Annotated in this window: 20 protein-coding genes; 10 read left to right on the forward strand and 10 right to left on the reverse strand. The window is 61.5% G+C overall.

What is annotated here, in order from left to right; all coding sequences use genetic code 11:
- The first annotated feature begins 14 nt into the window (after window positions 1-14).
- Entirely contained in the window at window positions 15-1,478 is a 1,464-nt protein-coding gene (locus ATN37_RS24555) for a benzaldehyde dehydrogenase (protein WP_065351504.1), read from the forward strand.
- A 17-nt stretch (window positions 1,479-1,495) separates the two neighbouring features.
- On the forward strand, window positions 1,496-1,861 hold the full coding sequence (locus ATN37_RS24560) for a hypothetical protein (protein WP_003939951.1): 366 nt from the start codon (window positions 1,496-1,498) through the stop codon (window positions 1,859-1,861).
- A 21-nt stretch (window positions 1,862-1,882) separates the two neighbouring features.
- On the opposite strand, the gene ATN37_RS24565 is transcribed toward ATN37_RS24560, so the two are convergent.
- Both ATN37_RS24565 and ATN37_RS24570 read right to left on the reverse strand, forming a co-directional pair.
- Window positions 1,883-2,512 carry a response regulator transcription factor gene (locus tag ATN37_RS24565; protein WP_058038293.1) on the reverse strand — a complete coding sequence of 210 codons (630 nt, stop codon included), beginning with the start codon at window positions 2,510-2,512 and terminating at the stop codon, window positions 1,883-1,885.
- Window positions 2,509-3,678 (reverse strand): sensor histidine kinase, encoded by a 1,170-nt coding sequence (locus ATN37_RS24570; protein ID WP_081558521.1) that lies wholly within the window; start codon window positions 3,676-3,678, stop codon window positions 2,509-2,511. The genes ATN37_RS24565 and ATN37_RS24570 overlap by 4 nt, the downstream gene beginning before the upstream one ends.
- Before the next feature lie 184 nt (window positions 3,679-3,862).
- Here ATN37_RS24570 and ATN37_RS24575 point away from each other — a divergent pair, with 184 nt between their 5' ends.
- Together ATN37_RS24575 and ATN37_RS24580 are read left to right on the forward strand one after the other, a co-directional pair.
- Window positions 3,863-4,453 carry a heme-binding protein gene (locus tag ATN37_RS24575; RefSeq protein WP_003940245.1) on the forward strand — a complete coding sequence of 197 codons (591 nt, stop codon included), beginning with the start codon at window positions 3,863-3,865 and terminating at the stop codon, window positions 4,451-4,453.
- A gap of 246 nt (window positions 4,454-4,699) precedes the next feature.
- The gene (locus tag ATN37_RS24580) at window positions 4,700-5,650 is read left to right on the forward strand and encodes an alpha/beta hydrolase family protein (RefSeq protein WP_003940156.1); all 951 of its coding nucleotides are present in this window, start codon (window positions 4,700-4,702) and stop codon (window positions 5,648-5,650) included.
- Window positions 5,651-5,708: 58 nt separating this feature from the next.
- Here the strand turns inward: ATN37_RS24580 and ATN37_RS24585 are convergent, their stop codons facing one another.
- From ATN37_RS24585 to ATN37_RS24595, 3 genes are all read right to left on the reverse strand, one after another.
- Window positions 5,709-6,824, reverse strand: a complete 1,116-nt coding sequence (locus ATN37_RS24585) for an NDMA-dependent alcohol dehydrogenase (RefSeq protein ID WP_054188464.1) — start codon at window positions 6,822-6,824, stop codon at window positions 5,709-5,711.
- 79 nt (window positions 6,825-6,903) lie between these two features.
- Window positions 6,904-8,544, reverse strand: a complete 1,641-nt coding sequence (locus tag ATN37_RS24590) for a CdaR family transcriptional regulator (protein ID WP_030536470.1) — start codon at window positions 8,542-8,544, stop codon at window positions 6,904-6,906.
- Window positions 8,545-8,708: 164 nt separating this feature from the next.
- Complete coding sequence (locus ATN37_RS24595; protein ID WP_019745620.1) at window positions 8,709-10,118, reverse strand: AarF/ABC1/UbiB kinase family protein; 1,410 nt, start codon at window positions 10,116-10,118, stop codon at window positions 8,709-8,711.
- A gap of 132 nt (window positions 10,119-10,250) precedes the next feature.
- On the opposite strand from ATN37_RS24595, the gene ATN37_RS24600 reads away from it, so the two are divergent.
- Genes ATN37_RS24600 through ATN37_RS24620 form a run of 5 tightly spaced genes read left to right on the forward strand, consistent with a single transcriptional unit; the run spans window position 10,251 to window position 14,133 of the window.
- Window positions 10,251-10,670 carry a MerR family transcriptional regulator gene (locus ATN37_RS24600; protein WP_081558520.1) on the forward strand — a complete coding sequence of 140 codons (420 nt, stop codon included), beginning with the start codon at window positions 10,251-10,253 and terminating at the stop codon, window positions 10,668-10,670.
- A 46-nt stretch (window positions 10,671-10,716) separates the two neighbouring features.
- Entirely contained in the window at window positions 10,717-12,093 is a 1,377-nt protein-coding gene (locus ATN37_RS24605; RefSeq protein WP_218695720.1) for an MFS transporter, read from the forward strand.
- Window positions 12,090-13,109 carry an ABC transporter substrate-binding protein gene (locus tag ATN37_RS24610; RefSeq protein ID WP_218695721.1) on the forward strand — a complete coding sequence of 340 codons (1,020 nt, stop codon included), beginning with the start codon at window positions 12,090-12,092 and terminating at the stop codon, window positions 13,107-13,109. The genes ATN37_RS24605 and ATN37_RS24610 overlap by 4 nt, the downstream gene beginning before the upstream one ends.
- Before the next feature lie 21 nt (window positions 13,110-13,130).
- Window positions 13,131-13,850: a 2OG-Fe(II) oxygenase gene (locus ATN37_RS24615; RefSeq protein WP_165639010.1), complete on the forward strand. Its 720-nt coding sequence runs from the start codon at window positions 13,131-13,133 to the stop codon at window positions 13,848-13,850.
- On the forward strand, window positions 13,840-14,133 hold the full coding sequence (locus ATN37_RS24620; RefSeq protein ID WP_007729748.1) for an Ada metal-binding domain-containing protein: 294 nt from the start codon (window positions 13,840-13,842) through the stop codon (window positions 14,131-14,133). The genes ATN37_RS24615 and ATN37_RS24620 overlap by 11 nt, the downstream gene beginning before the upstream one ends.
- Here the strand turns inward: ATN37_RS24620 and ATN37_RS24625 are convergent.
- From ATN37_RS24625 to ATN37_RS24635, 3 genes are read right to left on the reverse strand one after another with little or no spacing between them, the layout of a single operon-like run.
- Entirely contained in the window at window positions 14,096-14,524 is a 429-nt protein-coding gene (locus ATN37_RS24625; RefSeq protein ID WP_118607011.1) for a VOC family protein, read from the reverse strand. The genes ATN37_RS24620 and ATN37_RS24625 overlap by 38 nt on opposite strands.
- 40 nt (window positions 14,525-14,564) lie before the next feature.
- Window positions 14,565-15,047, reverse strand: a complete 483-nt coding sequence (locus ATN37_RS24630; RefSeq protein WP_003940319.1) for an SRPBCC family protein — start codon at window positions 15,045-15,047, stop codon at window positions 14,565-14,567.
- A 2-nt stretch (window positions 15,048-15,049) separates the two neighbouring features.
- Window positions 15,050-15,394 (reverse strand): helix-turn-helix transcriptional regulator, encoded by a 345-nt coding sequence (locus ATN37_RS24635; RefSeq protein WP_003939956.1) that lies wholly within the window; start codon window positions 15,392-15,394, stop codon window positions 15,050-15,052.
- Window positions 15,395-15,488: 94 nt separating this feature from the next.
- Between ATN37_RS24635 and ATN37_RS24640 the strand changes: the two genes are divergently transcribed.
- On the forward strand, window positions 15,489-16,145 hold the full coding sequence (locus ATN37_RS24640; RefSeq protein ID WP_218695722.1) for an alpha-ketoglutarate-dependent dioxygenase AlkB: 657 nt from the start codon (window positions 15,489-15,491) through the stop codon (window positions 16,143-16,145).
- A 5-nt stretch (window positions 16,146-16,150) separates the two neighbouring features.
- Here the strand turns inward: ATN37_RS24640 and ATN37_RS24645 are convergent, their stop codons facing one another.
- Both ATN37_RS24645 and ATN37_RS24650 read right to left on the reverse strand, forming a co-directional pair.
- Window positions 16,151-16,297 carry a hypothetical protein gene (locus tag ATN37_RS24645; protein ID WP_218695723.1) on the reverse strand — a complete coding sequence of 49 codons (147 nt, stop codon included), beginning with the start codon at window positions 16,295-16,297 and terminating at the stop codon, window positions 16,151-16,153.
- Window positions 16,298-16,480: 183 nt separating this feature from the next.
- Entirely contained in the window at window positions 16,481-17,716 is a 1,236-nt protein-coding gene (locus ATN37_RS24650; RefSeq protein ID WP_218695724.1) for an MFS transporter, read from the reverse strand.
- Window positions 17,717-17,759 lie beyond the last annotated feature (43 nt).

The raw sequence follows: 17,759 nt of genomic DNA on the forward strand, positions 1-17,759 counted from the left end.
GAATCGAGGAACGCATGACGAATCTGCTCGCTCATCAGCAATGGCACGGAAAGATTTTCGACGGCCAATGGATCGACGGAGGCGGTGACACCGTCGAGTCGCTCGAACCGGCTACCGGCGAGGTGCTCGGTGTGATCGGCACGGCGACTGCTGCGGATATCGATCGAGCGGCACACATCGCGTCGGCCGCGCAGCCGGCGTGGGCGGCGACGATCGGGCAGGCTCGCGCTTCGGTGATCCGTAAGGCAGCGCAGATTTTGGAAGCCGAGCGAGCCGAGGTGGAGCGCTGGTTGATCCGTGAAGGTGGTTCCGTACCAGGGAAAGCCGCATTCGAAGTTGATCTTGTCATCTCCGAACTGTGGGAAGCCTCGGCACTGCCGACACAGCCGTTCGGGCACCTTCTGCCCGCCAGCCAAGAGGGGCGCACGAGCATCGGTCGCCGGGTGCCCCTGGGTGTGGTCGGCGTGATCAGCCCGTGGAATTTCCCGCTTCTCCTCGCCATGCGCGCTGTCGCCCCCGCCTTGGCGCTCGGAAATGGCGTCGTTCTCAAGCCGGATGTTCAAACCGCGATCAGCGGGGGTGCGGTCATCGCGGAATTGTTCACGTCCGCAGGTCTTCCCGAAGGCCTCCTGCATGTGCTCGCCGGTGACGCGGAACCTGGTCAGGCATTGTGCGAGAGCCCGAGCATCGCGATGGTGTCCTTCACGGGTTCGACCGCCGTCGGCCGTCAGGTCGGGGCAACTGCCGGTCGCACGCTCAAGCGTGTCTCGCTCGAACTGGGTGGGAACAATGCGCTGATCGTCCTCGACGACGCAGACCTGGATGCCGCGAGCTCGGCGGGCGCGTGGGGTTCGTTCCTGCATCAGGGGCAGGTCTGCATGACCGCAGGCCGCCACATCGTGTTGGAATCGGTCGCCGATCAGTACCTGGACCTGCTGGCCAAGCGCGCAGCGGTCCTGCCGGTCGGGGATCCCAATACAGGCGACGTCGCTCTCGGACCGCTCATCAACGCGCGGCAGATTGCGAACGTCGATCGAATCGTCCAGGGCACCAAGGCGGCCGGCGCCGAAATCCGCGCCGGTGGAACATACGAAGGGCTCTTCTATCAGCCGACCGTCCTGGCCGGAGTCACCTCGGACATGCCCGCGTTCCGTGAAGAAATCTTCGGGCCCGTGGCGCCCGTCGTGATCGTCAAGGACGAAGACGAGGCAGTCAGGTCGGCCAATGACAGCGAATACGGTCTGGTTGCTGCCATTCAAACAGGATCGGTCGAACGCGGCGAGCGGATCGCGGACCGACTGCGTACCGGCATCGTGCACATCAACGATCAGACTTTGAACAACGATGCCTATGCACCATTCGGTGGCACGGGTGCCTCCGGAAACGGCGCGAGATTCGGAACTCAAAGCAGTTGGGACGAATTCACCACCTGGCAGTGGCGAACCAGCCGGCCAGCGGCGCAGACCTTCCCCTTCTGAAGTCGAAAGGTACTCCTATGCACACCATCTCGGCTCACGATCTTCCCATCGTGTTGCAGGACGGCGAATTCGAATTGCGGATGCGAGAAGAAGGCGACATGATCGTCAACTTCGTTAAAATTCCTGCTGGTGCAGACTTCGCCGAACCGTTCGCACAATTGGAAGGCGGGCGCTGTCAATGTCCGCACTACGGATACGTCTTGAAAGGAAGGATCTACACAGATTCCGAAGCAGGTCGGCAAACCTACGATGCCGGCGACGTGTTCTACTGGGCACCCGGTCACGTTCCCGGAGCGATCGACGACTCGGAGTATGTCGACTTTGCTCCCAAGGCCGAATTCCTCGAACTGATCGACGGAGTGCGTAAGGCGATGGGCGGCTGAGCTGTTCGGCCGCCACCGAGGTCAGCGTATTCCGTCGCGACGGAGTGCGACGGACACTGCGGCAGAGCGGGTATCGACACCGAGTTTGGCGTAGATGTGCCCGAGGTGTGTTTTCACCGTCGCTTCGCTGATGAAGAGTGCTTTACCCAGCTCGCGGTTGGTCATCCCCTCGGCGAGCAGGCTGAGCAGTTCGGACTCACGGGCGGTGAGCGCTTCCTGCGGGCGCTGCATCTGCTGGACGAGTCGAGAGGCCACGGCGGGGGAGAGGACGCTGCGCCCGGCGACCGCGCCGCGCACCGCGCCGAAGATCTCGTCAGGAGTCGAGTCCTTGAGTAGGTAACCGATGGCACCGGCGTCCACGGCCCGCACGACGTCGGCGTCGGTGTCATACGTCGTGAAAACCAGTACGGGAACATCGACACCGTCGCTTCGCAGGCGTTTGATCGCTTCTGCACCGTGCATGCCGGTGCCCATGTCTAGATCCATCATCACCAGATCCGGTGAGGCCGACGGTATCGCCGTGGCCGCCTCCTCGCCGGACGATGCTTCGCCTACTACTTCGACGTCCGGCTGAGTGTTCAGCAGCGCTCTCAGCCCGGCTCGCACGACCAGATGATCGTCGACGAGGAACACGCGAATGGTGGTGGTCACCGGATCCTCCGTTCGAGAGGGAACTGGGCCGCGACGACGGTGCCGTCTCCCGGTGCACTTTCCACGGTGAACGATCCGCCGAGCTGTGCGACGCGGCTTCGCATCGCACGCAGGCCGTATCCACCGTACCGAGAATGGTCGGCGAGCTTTCCCGGATCGAAGCCGACGCCGTCGTCGAAGATGTCTACGGAGACGGAGTGGTCGAGATACGTGATCGTCACGCCCGCCGTTTCGGCGCGAGCGTGGCGGGCGATGTTGGAGGACGCGCTCGAGACCACTCGCACGACGGCATGAGCTACGTCCGAGGGCAAGATGACGGCTTCACCGACGGTGCGGATCCGAACGGCCGCGACGAACTGGCGGGCGGCGGCCACGACCAAGGCGTCGAAGTCGCCCGTACCGCCCTTGGTCGGCGCCAGATCGTGGACGAGGTCGCGACTCTGCATCAAGCTCGTTCGGATGTTCTCTGCTGCGGCATCGACATCGGCTCGAGACGGCGAACCCGTTGTATTCCACGTTTGTTCGGCTGCCTCGAGCCGTAGAAGGGCGCTCGCCAGTCCCTGGGTAACGGTGTCGTGGATTTCGCGCGCGAGGCGCTCTCGCTCAGCGGCAACGCCGGCAGCGCGTTCGGTATCTGCCAATGCAGATTGCGCTTCTGCTACCTGACGCAGAAGCCGAAGGCGTTCTCGGGCATCTCGTTCCATCTGCCCGTACGCGGCCGCGACCAGTGCCGCGGTGCACAGCGGCCCGAGAAGTGTCACCAATTCGGCACGACCGGTGACCCGGTAGAACGCGATACCGGCGAGGACGCCCAGGATCCCGACGAGGGAGTAGGCGATCTTGCTCGGATACAGACGAATGCAGAGGAAGAGAACGGGAAACGCACACCACGCGAAACTCGGGGCAAGCCAGACCAGCGCTGCCCATGCGCTCAGTACCGGCCACATCCACAGCCGTTGGCGAACCACATCTCGCGAGGACACCGTGGCCATGACGGCGTAGAGCAGGGCGAGGACCACGGCCAGGACGAGTACAACCCCGAACCGACCGCTGGTCCCGTGGACTGTGACGTACCGAACTCCCGATGTAGACAGCAGTACGAAGAACGACGCGTGGATCGCATACGCCAACGGGCCGCGTAGGCCGCGTTCGGCGTCGGCGTTCATGGCTCCGTTACTCATCCCTCGAATGTTACGGAGGGCACCAGGCCGTCGTATCAACCATTCGGATGATATCCGGGTAGCCGTAGGGGGCACGGTTCGTCACCCGAGCGCCCGATGTGCGCACCCGCCCCCGGACGCGACGCTGTAGTGGACGGTTTCGAACCATTCGATTGAAAGTGTGCCCGACATGAACCACCGCATTTACACACGACTTCCCCGTACGCTCGCTGTCGCCGTTCCGGTTGTCGCAATCCTTGCCAGCGCCGCATGCTCGACCACCGACACACCGGTGGCGAATGCATCGAGCACGACGTCGATTACTGCCACGCAGCAGCCTGCCGCGACCGGTGATTCGGCGATTGTCACTCAGAATCGACTCAGTGCCGACGCAGCAGTGAAGGCTGCTGGTGCGGCCCTGGCGAAATGCCGCGCCGACGGTCTCGGCTTCGTCACCGTCTCCGTCGTAGACCGCGCGGGAAATGTCATCGCCATGGTGCGCGGCGACAACGCAGCCCAGCACACGGTGGAAGCCTCACGCGAGAAGGCATACACCTCTGCAGCTTTCGGAGCCGACACCAGTGACCTCTCGCAGCGTACCAAAGGCGAAGGATCAACCATCGCCGACCTTCCCGGCACTCTCTTCCTTGCAGGTGGAGTCACATTGAAGGCTGGAGCCGGGTCGATCGCCGGTATCGGTGTCGGTGGCGCTCCAGACGGAATGCAGGACCAAGCGTGTGCTGCCGCAGGTCGTGATGCGATCGCTTCGTCACTCGGCTGAGTGAGCGCATTCAGCGTGCTTCGTGAATTGTGCTTTTCGCCACCTGGATTCGCTCGGCACGACAGTTGTCCGATTGTTGCGATGACCTCGACTTTGTAACACCGGAGCCCCCGGAAAGGGACAAACACGTCGACAGTGGAACCGACGATGCACTTACCGAAGCGAGTTTCTTGATGCGCAGTTTCGGGGAAAGACACAACCTTGCAGAGAATCAGATTCACGTTGCCCGAACGCAATACACGGCGGGTGCGGGTGCTCGTAGCGGCGTTGTTGTCGATATTCCTGCTCGGCGGTATGTTCGGTCCGACCGCCGCGAGTGCTACTCCGGCGCGCTCGGCGCCATGGGGTGGGTACGACGAGTTGTGGGTCCCGTCTTCGATGGGAAACATCAAGGTTCAGGTGCAGTGGGCCGCGCGCGGTGGCAACGCCGCGTTGTACCTGCTCGACGGTCTTCGCGCGCAAAACGACAGAAATGCTTGGAGTTTCGAAACGAACGCACTCGATCAGTACCGCAATGACAACATCACGTTGGTGATGCCGGTCGGCGGTGAGTCGAGTTTCTACACGGATTGGTACGCGCCGTCCAATTTCAACGCTCAGCCGATAACGTACAGGTGGGAAACGTTCCTCACCCGCGAGCTTCCGGACTTCCTTGCAGGGTATGGCGTTTCACCAACCAACAATGCGATCATCGGGTTGTCGATGGGCGGCAGTGCCGCGTTGAACCTGGCGGGGCATCATCGGGATCAGTTCAAGTTCGCCGGCTCGCTGTCCGGCTACATCAATATCTCGGGTCCGGGTATGCGTGAAGCGATCCGCGTAGCCATGTTCGACGCCGGCCGGTACAACGTCGATTCGATGTGGGGCCCGCCGTGGTCATCCGGATGGCTTCGCAACGACCCGTTCGTCAACGCGGAATCGCTTCGCGGACTGTCGATGTACATTTCGTCGTCCAACGGCATCCCGGGACCGTACGATCATCCCTCTGCGCCGATCGATTACTTCCACACGGCGACGGGTATGGGGCTCGAGGCGCTCTCGTGGGTGCACGCGCGTGCATTCGAAATTCGCCTGAAATCCTTGGGAATCCCAGCGACGTACAGCTTTCCGCCCGCCGGAATTCACTCGTGGCCGTATTGGTCTGCTGAATTGTGGATGGCCAGAGGACAAATCCTCGACACCATGAACGCCTGGTGAAGCTGTAGTGAGGATCTCTCCGGACTTGCTCTCGATCGAAAGTCCGGAGAGAACTCGCTCAGAAGGCGATGATTCCACGGAGGTTGCGACCGGCATGCATGTCGGCGAAACCGTCGTTGATCTGGTCGAGGGTGTACCGGTTGGTGATCAGTCCTTCGAGTTCGAGCTTGCCGCTGGTGTAGAGATCGATCATCCAGGGAATGTCGGCGGTGGGATTGGATGCACCGAACAGGGATCCCTGAATTCTCTTCTGGTACAGCGTGAGTTCCATCAGGCTCACGGGAATTCCGACGTCCGTCATCTTCCCGAGGCCGGTGACCACGCAGGTTCCTGCCTTGCGGATCGACGAGAATGCCTGCGCGACATGTTCTCCGGTGGTCACGCCGACGGTGACGATGGCCGAATCCGCGCCCTGGCCGTTGGTGAACGAGCGCGCTATGTCGGTGGCTTCCTCCATGGTGGCCACGGCGTGGGTGGCGCCCAACTTCAATGCACTGTCGCGCTTGAACGCAACCGGATCCACCGCGATCACGTGGGCGGCGCCGGCATGCGAGGCGCCCTGCACCGCGTTGATTCCGATTCCGCCGACGCCCATGACGATGACAGTCTGCCCGGGATACACCTGAGCGGAGTTGACCGCGGCGCCCCAACCGGTTCCGACGCCGCAGCCGAGCAGACACAAAGCGTCGAGTGGCAGGTGCTTGTCGACTTTCACAGCCGAGAGAGTGCTGACCGTGGTGTATTCACTGAAGGTGGACAGGCCGCAGGTTTGTGCGACGGGCTGACCGTCGAGAGACATTCTGTAACTCGAGGTTTCGCCGGGTCTGCTGCCAGTCATGATGGCGGCGCCGTTGTCGCAGAGGTTCTGGATTCCGCTTGCACACCAACGGCAACGGCCGCAGGCGGCGAGGAACGAGAACACGACATGATCGCCCTCGGACCATCCTTCCGTGTTCGGCCCGACCTCGACGACGATTCCGGCGCCTTCGTGTCCGCCGCAGATGGGGTAGCGGCCGACTCCGTGGTCGCCGCTGGCGATGTGATCGTCCGAGTGGCACAGGCCTGAGGCGACCATTTTGACAGTGAGTTCGCCGCTGCGGGGTGAATCGAGTTCGAGATCGACCACCTCGTATGTGCCTGGTGCTTGGCGAATGACGGCTCCACGAGTGCGCAAGGTATCTCCTGAGGTAAGAGTTGTTCTTCGGCTTCCTCAGTTGTCTACTCGAGAGTTCAGGACGGGCTCGAGGCCTATCTCACTGATCGGACGTTTCGTATCTTTCAGACTCGTCCGGGGTGCGTCCCAAGATGGCGAGTTGCAGTTCGGTGAGCAGTCGCGTATCCGGCTCGTCCAACGAAATGCCCATGATCTGTTCAGCGCGCCGAATGCGGTAGCGCAGCGTGTTCGGATGTACTTTCAGAGACGAGGCGGCCTTCTTCACATCCCCGAAAGCTGTCAGGTAGGCCGTGAGCGTGAACTGCATGTCAGAGGTGTTCTTGTCGTCGTAGGAGACGAGTCTGTCGATACGAGGGTCCCGCAATCGCTCGTGATCAGCAACGAGGTCGAGTATCTCGCCCAGCAACACCGCGGTGCGTGACGCCGCGAGTGTGGTGACCTTCGAGGTTTCGTGATCATCGGTGGTATCGAGCACGCGGTCCACTTCTCGACGCGCCTCGGGTACGCCGTGCAATCGCGCGATCGGGACCGCGACGGCGGCGCGCACGCTGATGCCCGCACGGGCCTCGACTACTCCCACGGTGTCGTAAGCCCAGTCGCTGATCGCGACCTCGTGTTCGGCCTGAGGAAACAGCACGTAGATCCGGTTGTCGATGATCGTTGTGACCGCGTCGCTGCGGAATGCGCTGGCGCGCAGGCGCAAGGCGTTGGTGATTCGATCGAGATTCGATCCGGGCGCGAGTGATGTCGCAAATCCGATGACCGCAGACGGTCCGTCGGTGTTGATGCCGAAGGAGCCGGCCAGCGAGTGCATGTCGACTCCGCCGGAGCGAACGCCGAACAGCCTTTGCAATTGGGCATTCTCGCGGCTGGAGGCGTCCAAGGTTCGCATGAGAATGCGTGCGGCGACTGCCGCTGCACCCCGCAATACCGCTTGGGCGTCGTCGGAAAGAGGTTCAGAGGCGCGCTGCACCCAGATGCTGCCGAGATTGTGTTGGTGTGCAACAGAACCCGTCGGCGCTGACAGGTCCGGGCGGGTGATGCTCACAGCCAACCTGTGCGCGGCTCCGATGCTCGGCTCGGAGGGCAGACTGATGACCTCGTCCGATCGCCTGAGATGCTCGAACACGCCTCTGCGCTCTATCCATTCGGTGTATTCGATCGGCCACTCCCGGCCCAGTATGGAGAGCTGACGGAGTTCGTCTTCACCTTCGTGAGCAGCTGAATATGCGATGACATGGAGTGCCGTGTCGTCGATCGTCACGAGTCCGCCGGTCAATTCGGCGATCGTCTCCGAGAGCGCGAACAGATCCGAATCGCCACCGGCCACAGCTCCTGAGACGGCCCGCGAACGGTACATGCTCTGTGTCAGAAGTCGTTGTACGAGTGAATAGACGTGTCCGGAACTAGCCTGCGGATGTACCGCGGCCACTGCGATTCCGATGTTGCGTGCGGCGGTGAGAAGCGTCGTCGCCTCGCGCGCATTCTTGACGAGCAAGAGCTTCGGACGACGCCTCGCCGGCCTGCCTTCGAACTTTCGCAACCACTGCGTCAACGTCGATTCGGGAACCCCCACGGGGAGGTAAATGTCGGAGATCGCACCACGGCTGTCGGTGCCGTCGATATCGGAGGACTCGACGAGGGCGATCGAACGGATTTCGACATCGAGTCCGTCCGGGCTTTCCAGAAGCTCGATCACGGACTTGTCCGTGGAATGCATGAGGGCGCCGAGGGTGGTGCCGACACTCGGCCCGTTATTCCTCGGACCTGTCGACGCTTGCGGGAGGGCTACAGAAAGTGGCTGCACATTTGCTCCTCGGCCAGTGGGTCATTACAGGCTAACCCCGACAGACGAAATGCAGAATAAGGAAATAGGGGACAAATTTATTCGTCAGGCATGGTGATGCCGAGTTCCTGCACCTTTTCGGCGACTGCCTCTGGAAAAACGTTCTTGAACAGATAAAGGTCTTGTCCGATCACCCAACCAGGTGCCAAAGCCGTCGCATATCGTTCGAAGTATCCGAGCTGTTTACCGAAAAGAACCAATTCCTCGGGACTCGCAACGCCCCACTGCTTGCCCAACTGAATCAGTGCCATGATCAATTCACTGAGCTTGAGTTCACCCAGGTCACGGCCGAGAATCGGGGCCAGGGCCGTTGCGACCTGCATACCGAGCTGATCGTCGTCGACCTCGTAGTCGGTTGCATATCCCAAGGATCGAATTCCGCGGGCGACACGGGCGAAATCACCGTCGATGAGGGTCGCTCGGAACATGTCGGAAAGGATGGATCTCCAGGTCTCGGGAAGGACGCCGACGATGCCGAAGTCGAGCATCGCTATCCGGCCGTCGTCGAGGACCCACAGATTCCCGGCATGTACGTCTCCGTGGAACGGACCGTGAACGATGACTGATTCGAGCCAGACCTTCACTCCGCGTCGGATCAGCATGCGGGCTTCGTCGATACCGTCCGGACCGGCGACGAACCGATCGAGCGGAACGCCTCGCATGCGTTCCATGCAGATGACTCGGGGGCCGCAGTAGTCCCAGTACACCTCTGGTGTCGTGACTCCTTTGTTGTCGCCGAACGCACTGATGTTGTTCCGGAAAGTGGTTTGCCGGTCGGCCTCGACCGCGCTGTTCAATTCCGTCATCGTGGCGTTGTGCAGATCGCGAATGATGGCGGTGGCATTGGCAATTCGAAGGAACTCGACAAATTTCTCGAGGATGTTCGCGCCCCAGTACGCCGCCCGCAGGTCGATCAGCATCCGCGCATAGATGTCCGGACGCTGGATCTTGATGACGGCCTCGCGGCCATCGTGCAGAACGCACGCGTGTACCTGCGCTACCGACGCGGCCGCGAGAGGTACGTCGTCGAATTTCGCGAACAGGTCGTCTACGGAGTATCCGAGGTCTTCGTGCACGACGCTTCTGGCCTGCTCGGCAGGAAATGACGGAACGTCGTCGAGGCAACGTAGGCATGCATTGGCGACGGGGGCGGGGAACAGGCCTGACGACGACGCGACCAGTTGCCCGAGCTTGACGAAGGTGGGACCCAGCGCGATGAAGCCGTCGACCATCCCGTCGGAGGCGGCGTCAGCCCACGTGCGTCCACGCTTGCGGAAAGGCCACACGATCAGTGCCAGCATGATCGACGTGGACAACACGACGGCGATGATCGCGGAACGCCACAACTGGGCGAGGCCGAAGCGTTCGAGGTCCGGCATGTGGACTTCGAGGGCAGTGGCGGGCACTCCTGACGAGTACGGCCCGACAGGTCGCGTTGGATCCAGCACAGCTCTCCCTCGTTCAACGAGCGCATCCAGCATTTTGCCGTGAGATCACTTACGCGACCCCTTCCGTTAGTCAGTATGCCAAGTCACACATAACTGCCGGAACCGCCTACGCGTTCAGCCTACGATCGGTGAATGCGTGAGCACTTGATCCCGATCGGCGAGGTTGCAAAATCGTTCGGAATTGCGGCGTCGACCTTGCGTTATTACGAGGACGAAGGACTGCTGTCCGCGCGGTCGCGAACTGGCGGTAAACGCTGGTACGGGCAGCGTGAGCTGCGCCGGCTGGCATTGATCCGGATGTACGCCGAGACGGGAATGTCCTTGGAGCAGGTGCGGTCCTTCATCGAAACCGACACCACGTCCGAGCAGTTCTTCACAGTTCTCGCAGATCAAGTGTCGACGCTCGAGGCACAGATCTCCGCAGCCAACCGAGCGAAACTGATACTCGAGCATCACCTGACGTGTCGGCAAGAGCGTCCGATGCAGTGCCCGTGGTTGCTCGAGCAGCTCGACATTCGTGTCGAAGCGGCGCTTGACTTCAAGTTGACTTGAACCTTCATAGTTAGGGCGCACTTACCGCCCTACCCGGAGGTTGACCATGTCGGCACGACGATGGCTGCCGCTCATCGCCGCATGCATCGGAACTTTCCTGTTACTGACGTACGCCACGATCACAACGATCGCGGTGCCGGCCATCGCAGTCGGTTTGGACGGCAGTACGGGCGCGATGTCATGGGTCGTCGACGCCTACACGCTGGCTCTTGCCGCGCTTCTTGTGGGCATGGGCGCACTCGGCGATGCGTGGGGACGCAAACGCCTCTACATCTGCGGACTGGTCGTGTTCCTGGTTGCAACGGCCGTGTGCGCGATTGCTCCGGACGTCACGGTTCTGGTCGTTGCTCGCGGCGCGCAAGGAATTGCCGGTGCGGCGATGTTCGCGACACTCCTGCCTCTTCTCGGCGACGCATATTCGGGCCGCGATCGGCACGTGGCATTTGCCGCGTGGGGTGCCGTCGCTGGATTGGCGGCGGGAATCGGCAATGTTGCAGGAGGGCTGCTGACGCAGTTCTTCGACTGGCGTGCGGTCTTCTATTCCGGAATCCCCGTGGCCGCAGTGGCGCTCGCAATGGCTGTGTTCTGTTTCGCCGACAGTGAGCGCGGCGACGACAACATCGACTGGGCCGGAATCGTTTTGTTCACCCTCGCTGCCGTTGCCGCGGTTCTCGGCGTGACGTGGGGCGGCGACATCGGGTGGGCTTCGTCGTCGACAGCTCTTGCCTTCCTGATCGCAATCGGTGCGCTGACGGCGTTTGTGTTCTGGCAGCGTCGAGGCAGCAGTCCGATGCTCGATCCGGCATTGTTCCGATCCCTGAAATTCGACGGCGTCCTCGTCGCTGCTTTCGGGTACTACCTCGCGGCCTACGGCCCGCTCGTAGTCCTTTCACTGTGGCTGCAGAACGGGCTGGAACTGTCGGCATCGGCGGCCGCACTCGTGCTCTCGATTCAACCGCTCGCTTTTGTCTTCGTATCGGCCTTGTGTGGATCACGGCTTCAGCGCGTCGACCTTCGACTGTCGCTCGGATTCGGGACGATCCTTTGCGGAATCGGTTGCGTGGCCATGCTGTACGTTCTCGCCGAGCCGGTCTGGCCCGCACTGATCGCCGGGCTGATTCTGACCGGTGTCGGTTCGGCGATGGTGTCGCCGGTGCTGCCGGGTGCCGCGATGTCGGACGCCCCGGCAGAGCGCGCCGGGACGGCTTCGGCAACAGCCAACTCGTCTCGTCAACTCGGGCTTGCCGTCGGAATTGCGTTGTGCGGCTCGCTCTTCGTCGGTCCGGACGAGTTCGCCTTGCTGTGGCCGTTGGTCTTCTGTGCCGGCGTCGGAATGCTCACGGGTTTGGTGTCGATCCTTCTCTTTTCTCGTTCGTCAACTCCTGAAACAGTTCAATCAATCGCCGAAAGGGCACACACATGACCACGCTGTTCACTCCACGACCGCACCGGCGTATCGAGATGGACTGGAATCGCCGCAGGTTCCTCGGCGCTGCAGCAGGATTGGCTGCTGCGCTGGCAGCGGCCGGTTGCTCGCGTTCGGACGCAGACGCCGGGGGCGAAGGCGACGCAGGCTGGTCCTTCACCGATGATCGCGACAATCTGATCGAATTGGATTCACCACCAAGGACATTTGTCACCTACACCGGTATCGCGGGTGCTCTGTGGGATTACGGACTGGTGCCTGTCGGAGTTTTCGGGGCACTGACACGATCGCCGGGATCAACGGACACCAGCATCTCCGGCAATTTGGATTTCGCGAAGACCGACATGGTCGGGCAGCTCTGGGGACAAGTGGAACTCGAGAAGATCGCTTCGCTGGAGCCGGACGTCGTCATAGTCCCTCAGCTGCGTGGTTCGGCACTACTCGACGAGGCGAACTTGGATGCGGTGAAAGGCTTGTCGACAGTACTGTTCGTGGAAACGGCAGCAGGAACCATCGACCGAACCGTGCAAGAGATCGTGGAACTCGCCGTGGAACTCGGGGCGGACCAGGATATGGAGGCTCAGCGAAAAGACTACGACGCTGCGCGTGCACGGATCTCCGAAGTTGCTTCTTCGCTGAATAATTCACAGGTTTTGTTCGCGTCCGCAGATCCGGACACGATTCGTGTCAGTCGTTCGGGATTCCCGATCCTTGCAGATCTGGCGGGATTGGGCCTTGCCGTCGTCGATCCGGCCGCGGGATCGTCGGTCTACGTCGAGAAACTGGCTTGGGAGATGGCGGACCACTATCCGGCCGACATGATCTTCCTCGACGATCGCCCGTCCAGTTTGCAACTGGATACGCTCGGCGCCAATCCTGCGTGGTCCAACTTGTCCGCGGTGAAGGAGGGGAAGATCGGCACCTGGAATCCGGAACCCGTGCTCAGTTATGCCGGGATCGCCCGTACGTACAACAATCTGGCTGACCAGCTGCTGGCATTCTCACATTCCTGACCGCCGCGTCGTCTACGACGTATGGACCTCTTCACCGATCTGTCTGCTCGAGTTGATTCCCTCGATTGGCCTGCGCTGATCGAGGGAATCGACTCCAGTGGGTGTGCCCAGACGGCGCCGATACTCGACGAGTCGGAGTGTCGCGAAATTGCTTCCTGGTACTCGGAGGTCGACCGGTTCCGGAGCACCGTCGACATGGCTCGATACCGCTTCGGTCAAGGGGAGTACCGGTACTTCGGTGATCCCGTACCGGAGCCGATCACGGCTATGCGATCCGCCTTCTACCGACACCTCCTGCCCGTGGCGCGGGAGTGGGCGTTCAAGCTGGGTGAGGGTGCACCGTGGCCGGATTCTTTCGAAGAATGGATCGATCAGTGTCACGACGCCGGTCAGAATCGCCCTACCCCGATCCTTCTGTCCTACGGACCTGGTGACTGGAATGCATTGCATCGGGACTTGTACGGAGAGTTGGTGTTTCCCTTGCAAGTCGTGATCGGGCTCGACAGACCTCGCATCGACCACGTCGGCGGCGAGTTCTTGCTCGTGGAACAGCGGCCGCGCGCCCAGTCGAAAGGGACGGTGACAGTTCTCGAGCAAGGTCACGCGTTGATCTTCACCACGCGGGATCGACCGGTGCAGAGTTCTCGTGGGTGGTCGAGAGCCCCTGTGCGACATGGTGTCAGCGTGGTGCACTCGGGTACGCGTCGAACATTGGGATTGGTGCTTCACGATGCCGAGTAAGACGTACATTCTCCGCGACGCTCGCAACAAACCCTACGAGAGTTCGACGCCCGGTGTGCTTGGCGGGCACCGGAAAACGAAGATCTACGGGCGACTCGACTGTCGAGGGGCCGCGCAGGCAATCGCGCGTGGCGGGTATGTCGCCAGTCGGGTGTTCTTCGCGGACGAGCCGACCGCGATTGCGGCCGGCTATCGCCCCTGTGCCGTCTGCATGCCCGAAGGTTACGCAGCCTGGAAGGCAGTTGCTACGCGCCGAAGCGGTCGCGGTACTCCTTCGGAATGAGCGGCTTGTCGCCGCGGACCTTCAGCTGCTGGACAGCCCAGGTATTACCGTCCGGGTCGGCGAATCCGAAGAAGGTGCCCCCGTCACGCTCGTCGAAGACGGTGACCTCACTGGCATCGACGCCGCGGTCGATGAGCTCCTGGCGAGCCGCTGCAGCGTCGGCCACGACCAACTGCAATCCCTTCAACGAACCAGGGGTCATCTCGGTCTGCGACGGCAGGTTCCCGATGACGATCGAGCAGCCCGAACCACGCGGAGTGAGCTGGGCGACCGTCATGTGTTCGTTGACGGTGTGGTGGTCGAGATCGAAACCGACCTTGTCACGGTAGAACTCGATGGAGCGGTCGAGGTCACTGACGGGAACGATGACTACTTCGAGGGTCCAGTCCATGAAACTGCCTTTCACTGAGGAGGTTCGGGCAAACAGGTGGTCAGAGTTGCGCGACGATCTTGTCCAGGCGTTCGTAACCTTCGGTGACGCCGAGCTCCATATTGCTCTCGATCATTCCGTCTCGCGCTTCGAGGCTCGGATATACGGAATGGCCGGAGAGGCGGGTGCGTCCGTTGCCCAGATCCTCGAACGTGATTGATTCGATGCTGACGACGTCGGGAAATCCCTCGTATTCGAAGGTCTGGATGGCAAAGTCGTTCTCGCGAACGACGTGAAATACACCGTTGAACCGGAACTCTTCGCCCTCGGGGTTGCGATGGACGTACTTGTATCGACCGCCGCTCACGAACTCGTATTCGTCGATCTCCATCTCGTATCCGTTGGGGCCGAGCCACTGCTTGACCAGATCGGGATTCGAATGAGCTGCGAAGACGGCACTGACGGGTGCGTCGAATTCGCGGGTGATGTCGATGTACGGCACGCCCTCAGGAGCCGTGATGGTGACGGGATTGGTGGTAGCCATGGCTAAGTCTCCTTCTGTGTGGTGCTGAGTAGGTGATCGAGCTTGCGGAACTGTTGTTCGTGGATCAGTCGATAGCGGTCGATCCAGGCGGTCAAAGCCTCGAGAGTTGCGGCGTTGAGATGTACCGGCCGCCTCTGGGCTTCGCGGCTGCGAGTGACCAAACCCGCGGCTTCGAGTACCTGAATATGTTTGGAGATGGCCTGTTTCGTGATCTCGAACGGCTCGGCCAACTCGTTGACCGTTTGGGGGCCGGTGCTCAGGCGGGCGATGATCCGCCGTCGTACCGGGTCGGCAAGCGCCATGAACGCTTTGTCGAGACGCTCGTCTGCCCCTGGATCCACGATCACTTGTCAACCATCTCCTTTATCAACCAACCTGTTGATTACGATACGAGCCCATGCCGAGGGTGTCAATGCTTCGAAACCGATTAGCGTGGAAACCATGAACGCTCTGATTCCTCGGCCACGATTGGAAGTGGCGCCGGGGGCGATCCTCGTTCCGGATTGGCTCAGCGTCGAACAGCAACGCTTCTTGGTGGCCGAGTGCCGACGGTGGGCGACCGCACCCGTACCGATGCGCTCCGCTGTTGTCCCTGGTGGGCACAAGATGTCGGTGCAAACAGTCTGTCTCGGTTGGCATTGGCAGCCGTACAAGTACACGCGCACCGCCGACGACGTGAGCGGTGCGCCTGTCGCAGCGGTGCCTGACTGGCTCGTCGATCTCGGCCGGGCCGCAGTTGCCGCTGCCTATGATGATCCGACTGCGGGGGAGCGGTACACGCCGGACACCGCGCTGATCAATTTCTACGACGAGGGCGCTCGGATGGGCATGCACCAGGACAAGGACGAGCGCTGCGACGCTCCCGTCGTCTCACTGAGTGTCGGGCAGAGTTGTGTCTTTCGATTCGGGAATTCCGAGAACCGGAACAAGCCGTACACCGATGTCGAACTCCATTCGGGTGATCTCTTCGTCTTCGGTGGAGAGTCTCGGTTCGCATATCACGGAGTGCCGAAAGTTATTGCGGGAAGTGCAAGTCCCGACATAGGTCTGCCGTCCGGACGGTTGAACATCACGCTGCGCGATACCGGAATGTCGTGACTGTCTCACCCCTGCTGTGCCACTGGTGCAGCAGGGGTGAAGTCTGCGCTCGAAGGTCCGTCCCCGACCATCTCGATCAACTCGGTCGACGGTGGAGTTGGCAGCGTGCGCCAGCGCTCTCGTTCGAGGTTGTGGGGTTGTGTCTCGTTCATGCCCTCATTATCGACTTCCGGCTCCGATCCACCAGTCGGGGATGGGCCGGGTGCAATTCGGTAGGCCGTTGAGCGCCCCGCTGTCTCGTCGACATCCTCGGACCTCAGCACGTCGACGACAGTTCGGGTCGCGGCACGGGTCTGGGGAGGTTGGTGGGTGGATTCGAGGCGACCGTGGTTCGCTTATCCCAGTGTCTTGTTGCGGCCGGCGAGGGAGCCGAAGACGAGTTGCACGGCCAGCAGCACCAGCAACGCGATCAGCGGAGTCGTCCAGGAATCGACGGCGTCGTGCAGTGCACCGAAAACGAGGGGACCGGTGGCGGCCAGAAGGTATCCGACGGACTGTGCCATACCCGAGAGTGCCGCTGCTTGACCGTGATTGACAGTGCGTATTGCGAAGAAGGACAAGGCAATGACAATCGATCCGCCGATGCCGATGCCGAGGAATGCATTCCACAGCAGGGCCCAGGAGGGGAGGAGGAGTTGGCCGAGAACTGCCACTGCGGCGACCGACACCAGCCCGAGGACGGCTCCTCTCTGATCCTTGGGCAGTTTGTGCAGGAGCACTGCTGTGAGGAGGCTGCCGACGATCGAGAATATTTGCATGATGCCTTGATGCAGTCCGGCGGTAGCCGCGGTAGTGCCGTGTGATTCTTCAATGGTGGGCCACCATGTCAGAACGGTGTAGAAGAAGAGAGATTGGACGCCCATGAATATTGTGATCTGCCACCCGAGTGCTGAGCGCCAGGGGGAGCGATGGCCGCCTGGATGGGGATCCAAAGCCGCAGCGTGATCGTGTTTCGGAAGCGTGCGTCGGCGAAGTTGGGGAAGGAACACCCCAAATCCTATGAGAGCCATAGCAGCCCAGATTCCGAATGCGATCCGCCAACCGTGATCGGTGAGACCGGCGATCGGCACGGCAAGTCCGGATGCGGTTGCGGCGACGGCTGCAGAGACCGCCGAGAAGATGCCGGTCAAACGGCCGGCTTCGGTCGGGAAGTCTCGTTTGAGGAGCGCCGGCAGTAGAACGTTCATTGTTGCGATGGTCATGCCGAGCGATACGGTACCGATCCACAGCGCAGGCATCCACGGAACAGAGCGGATCACGATCGCTAAGGCGAGCATGCCGAGTGCTGCTGCGAGTGTCCGTTCCACTCCCCACCGAGCTGCGATGACCGGGGCAACGGGGGAGAACACTGCGAAGCACAGCAGTGGAAGGCTGATCAGCGCTGATGCTGTTGTCGACGAGATATCGAGATCGGTGCGTACCTCACCGAGTAGCGGGCCGACGACTGTGATTGAGGCTCGAAGATTGGCTGCGATGAGAAGAATGCCAGCGATAACGAGTCCTCGGCGCATTATCGGTATCGCGCTCGGGGCAGACGCCACGTTTTCGGTGTCGGAGATGACGTTAGCCATAGGTGTGCCCTTCTGAGATTGTCTGTGCGCTGAACCTCTTGTG

Origin of the sequence: Rhodococcus sp. MH15, from assembly GCF_019266045.1 — a bacterium.
Classification (GTDB): Bacteria; Actinomycetota; Actinomycetes; order Mycobacteriales; family Mycobacteriaceae; genus Rhodococcus_F; species Rhodococcus_F qingshengii.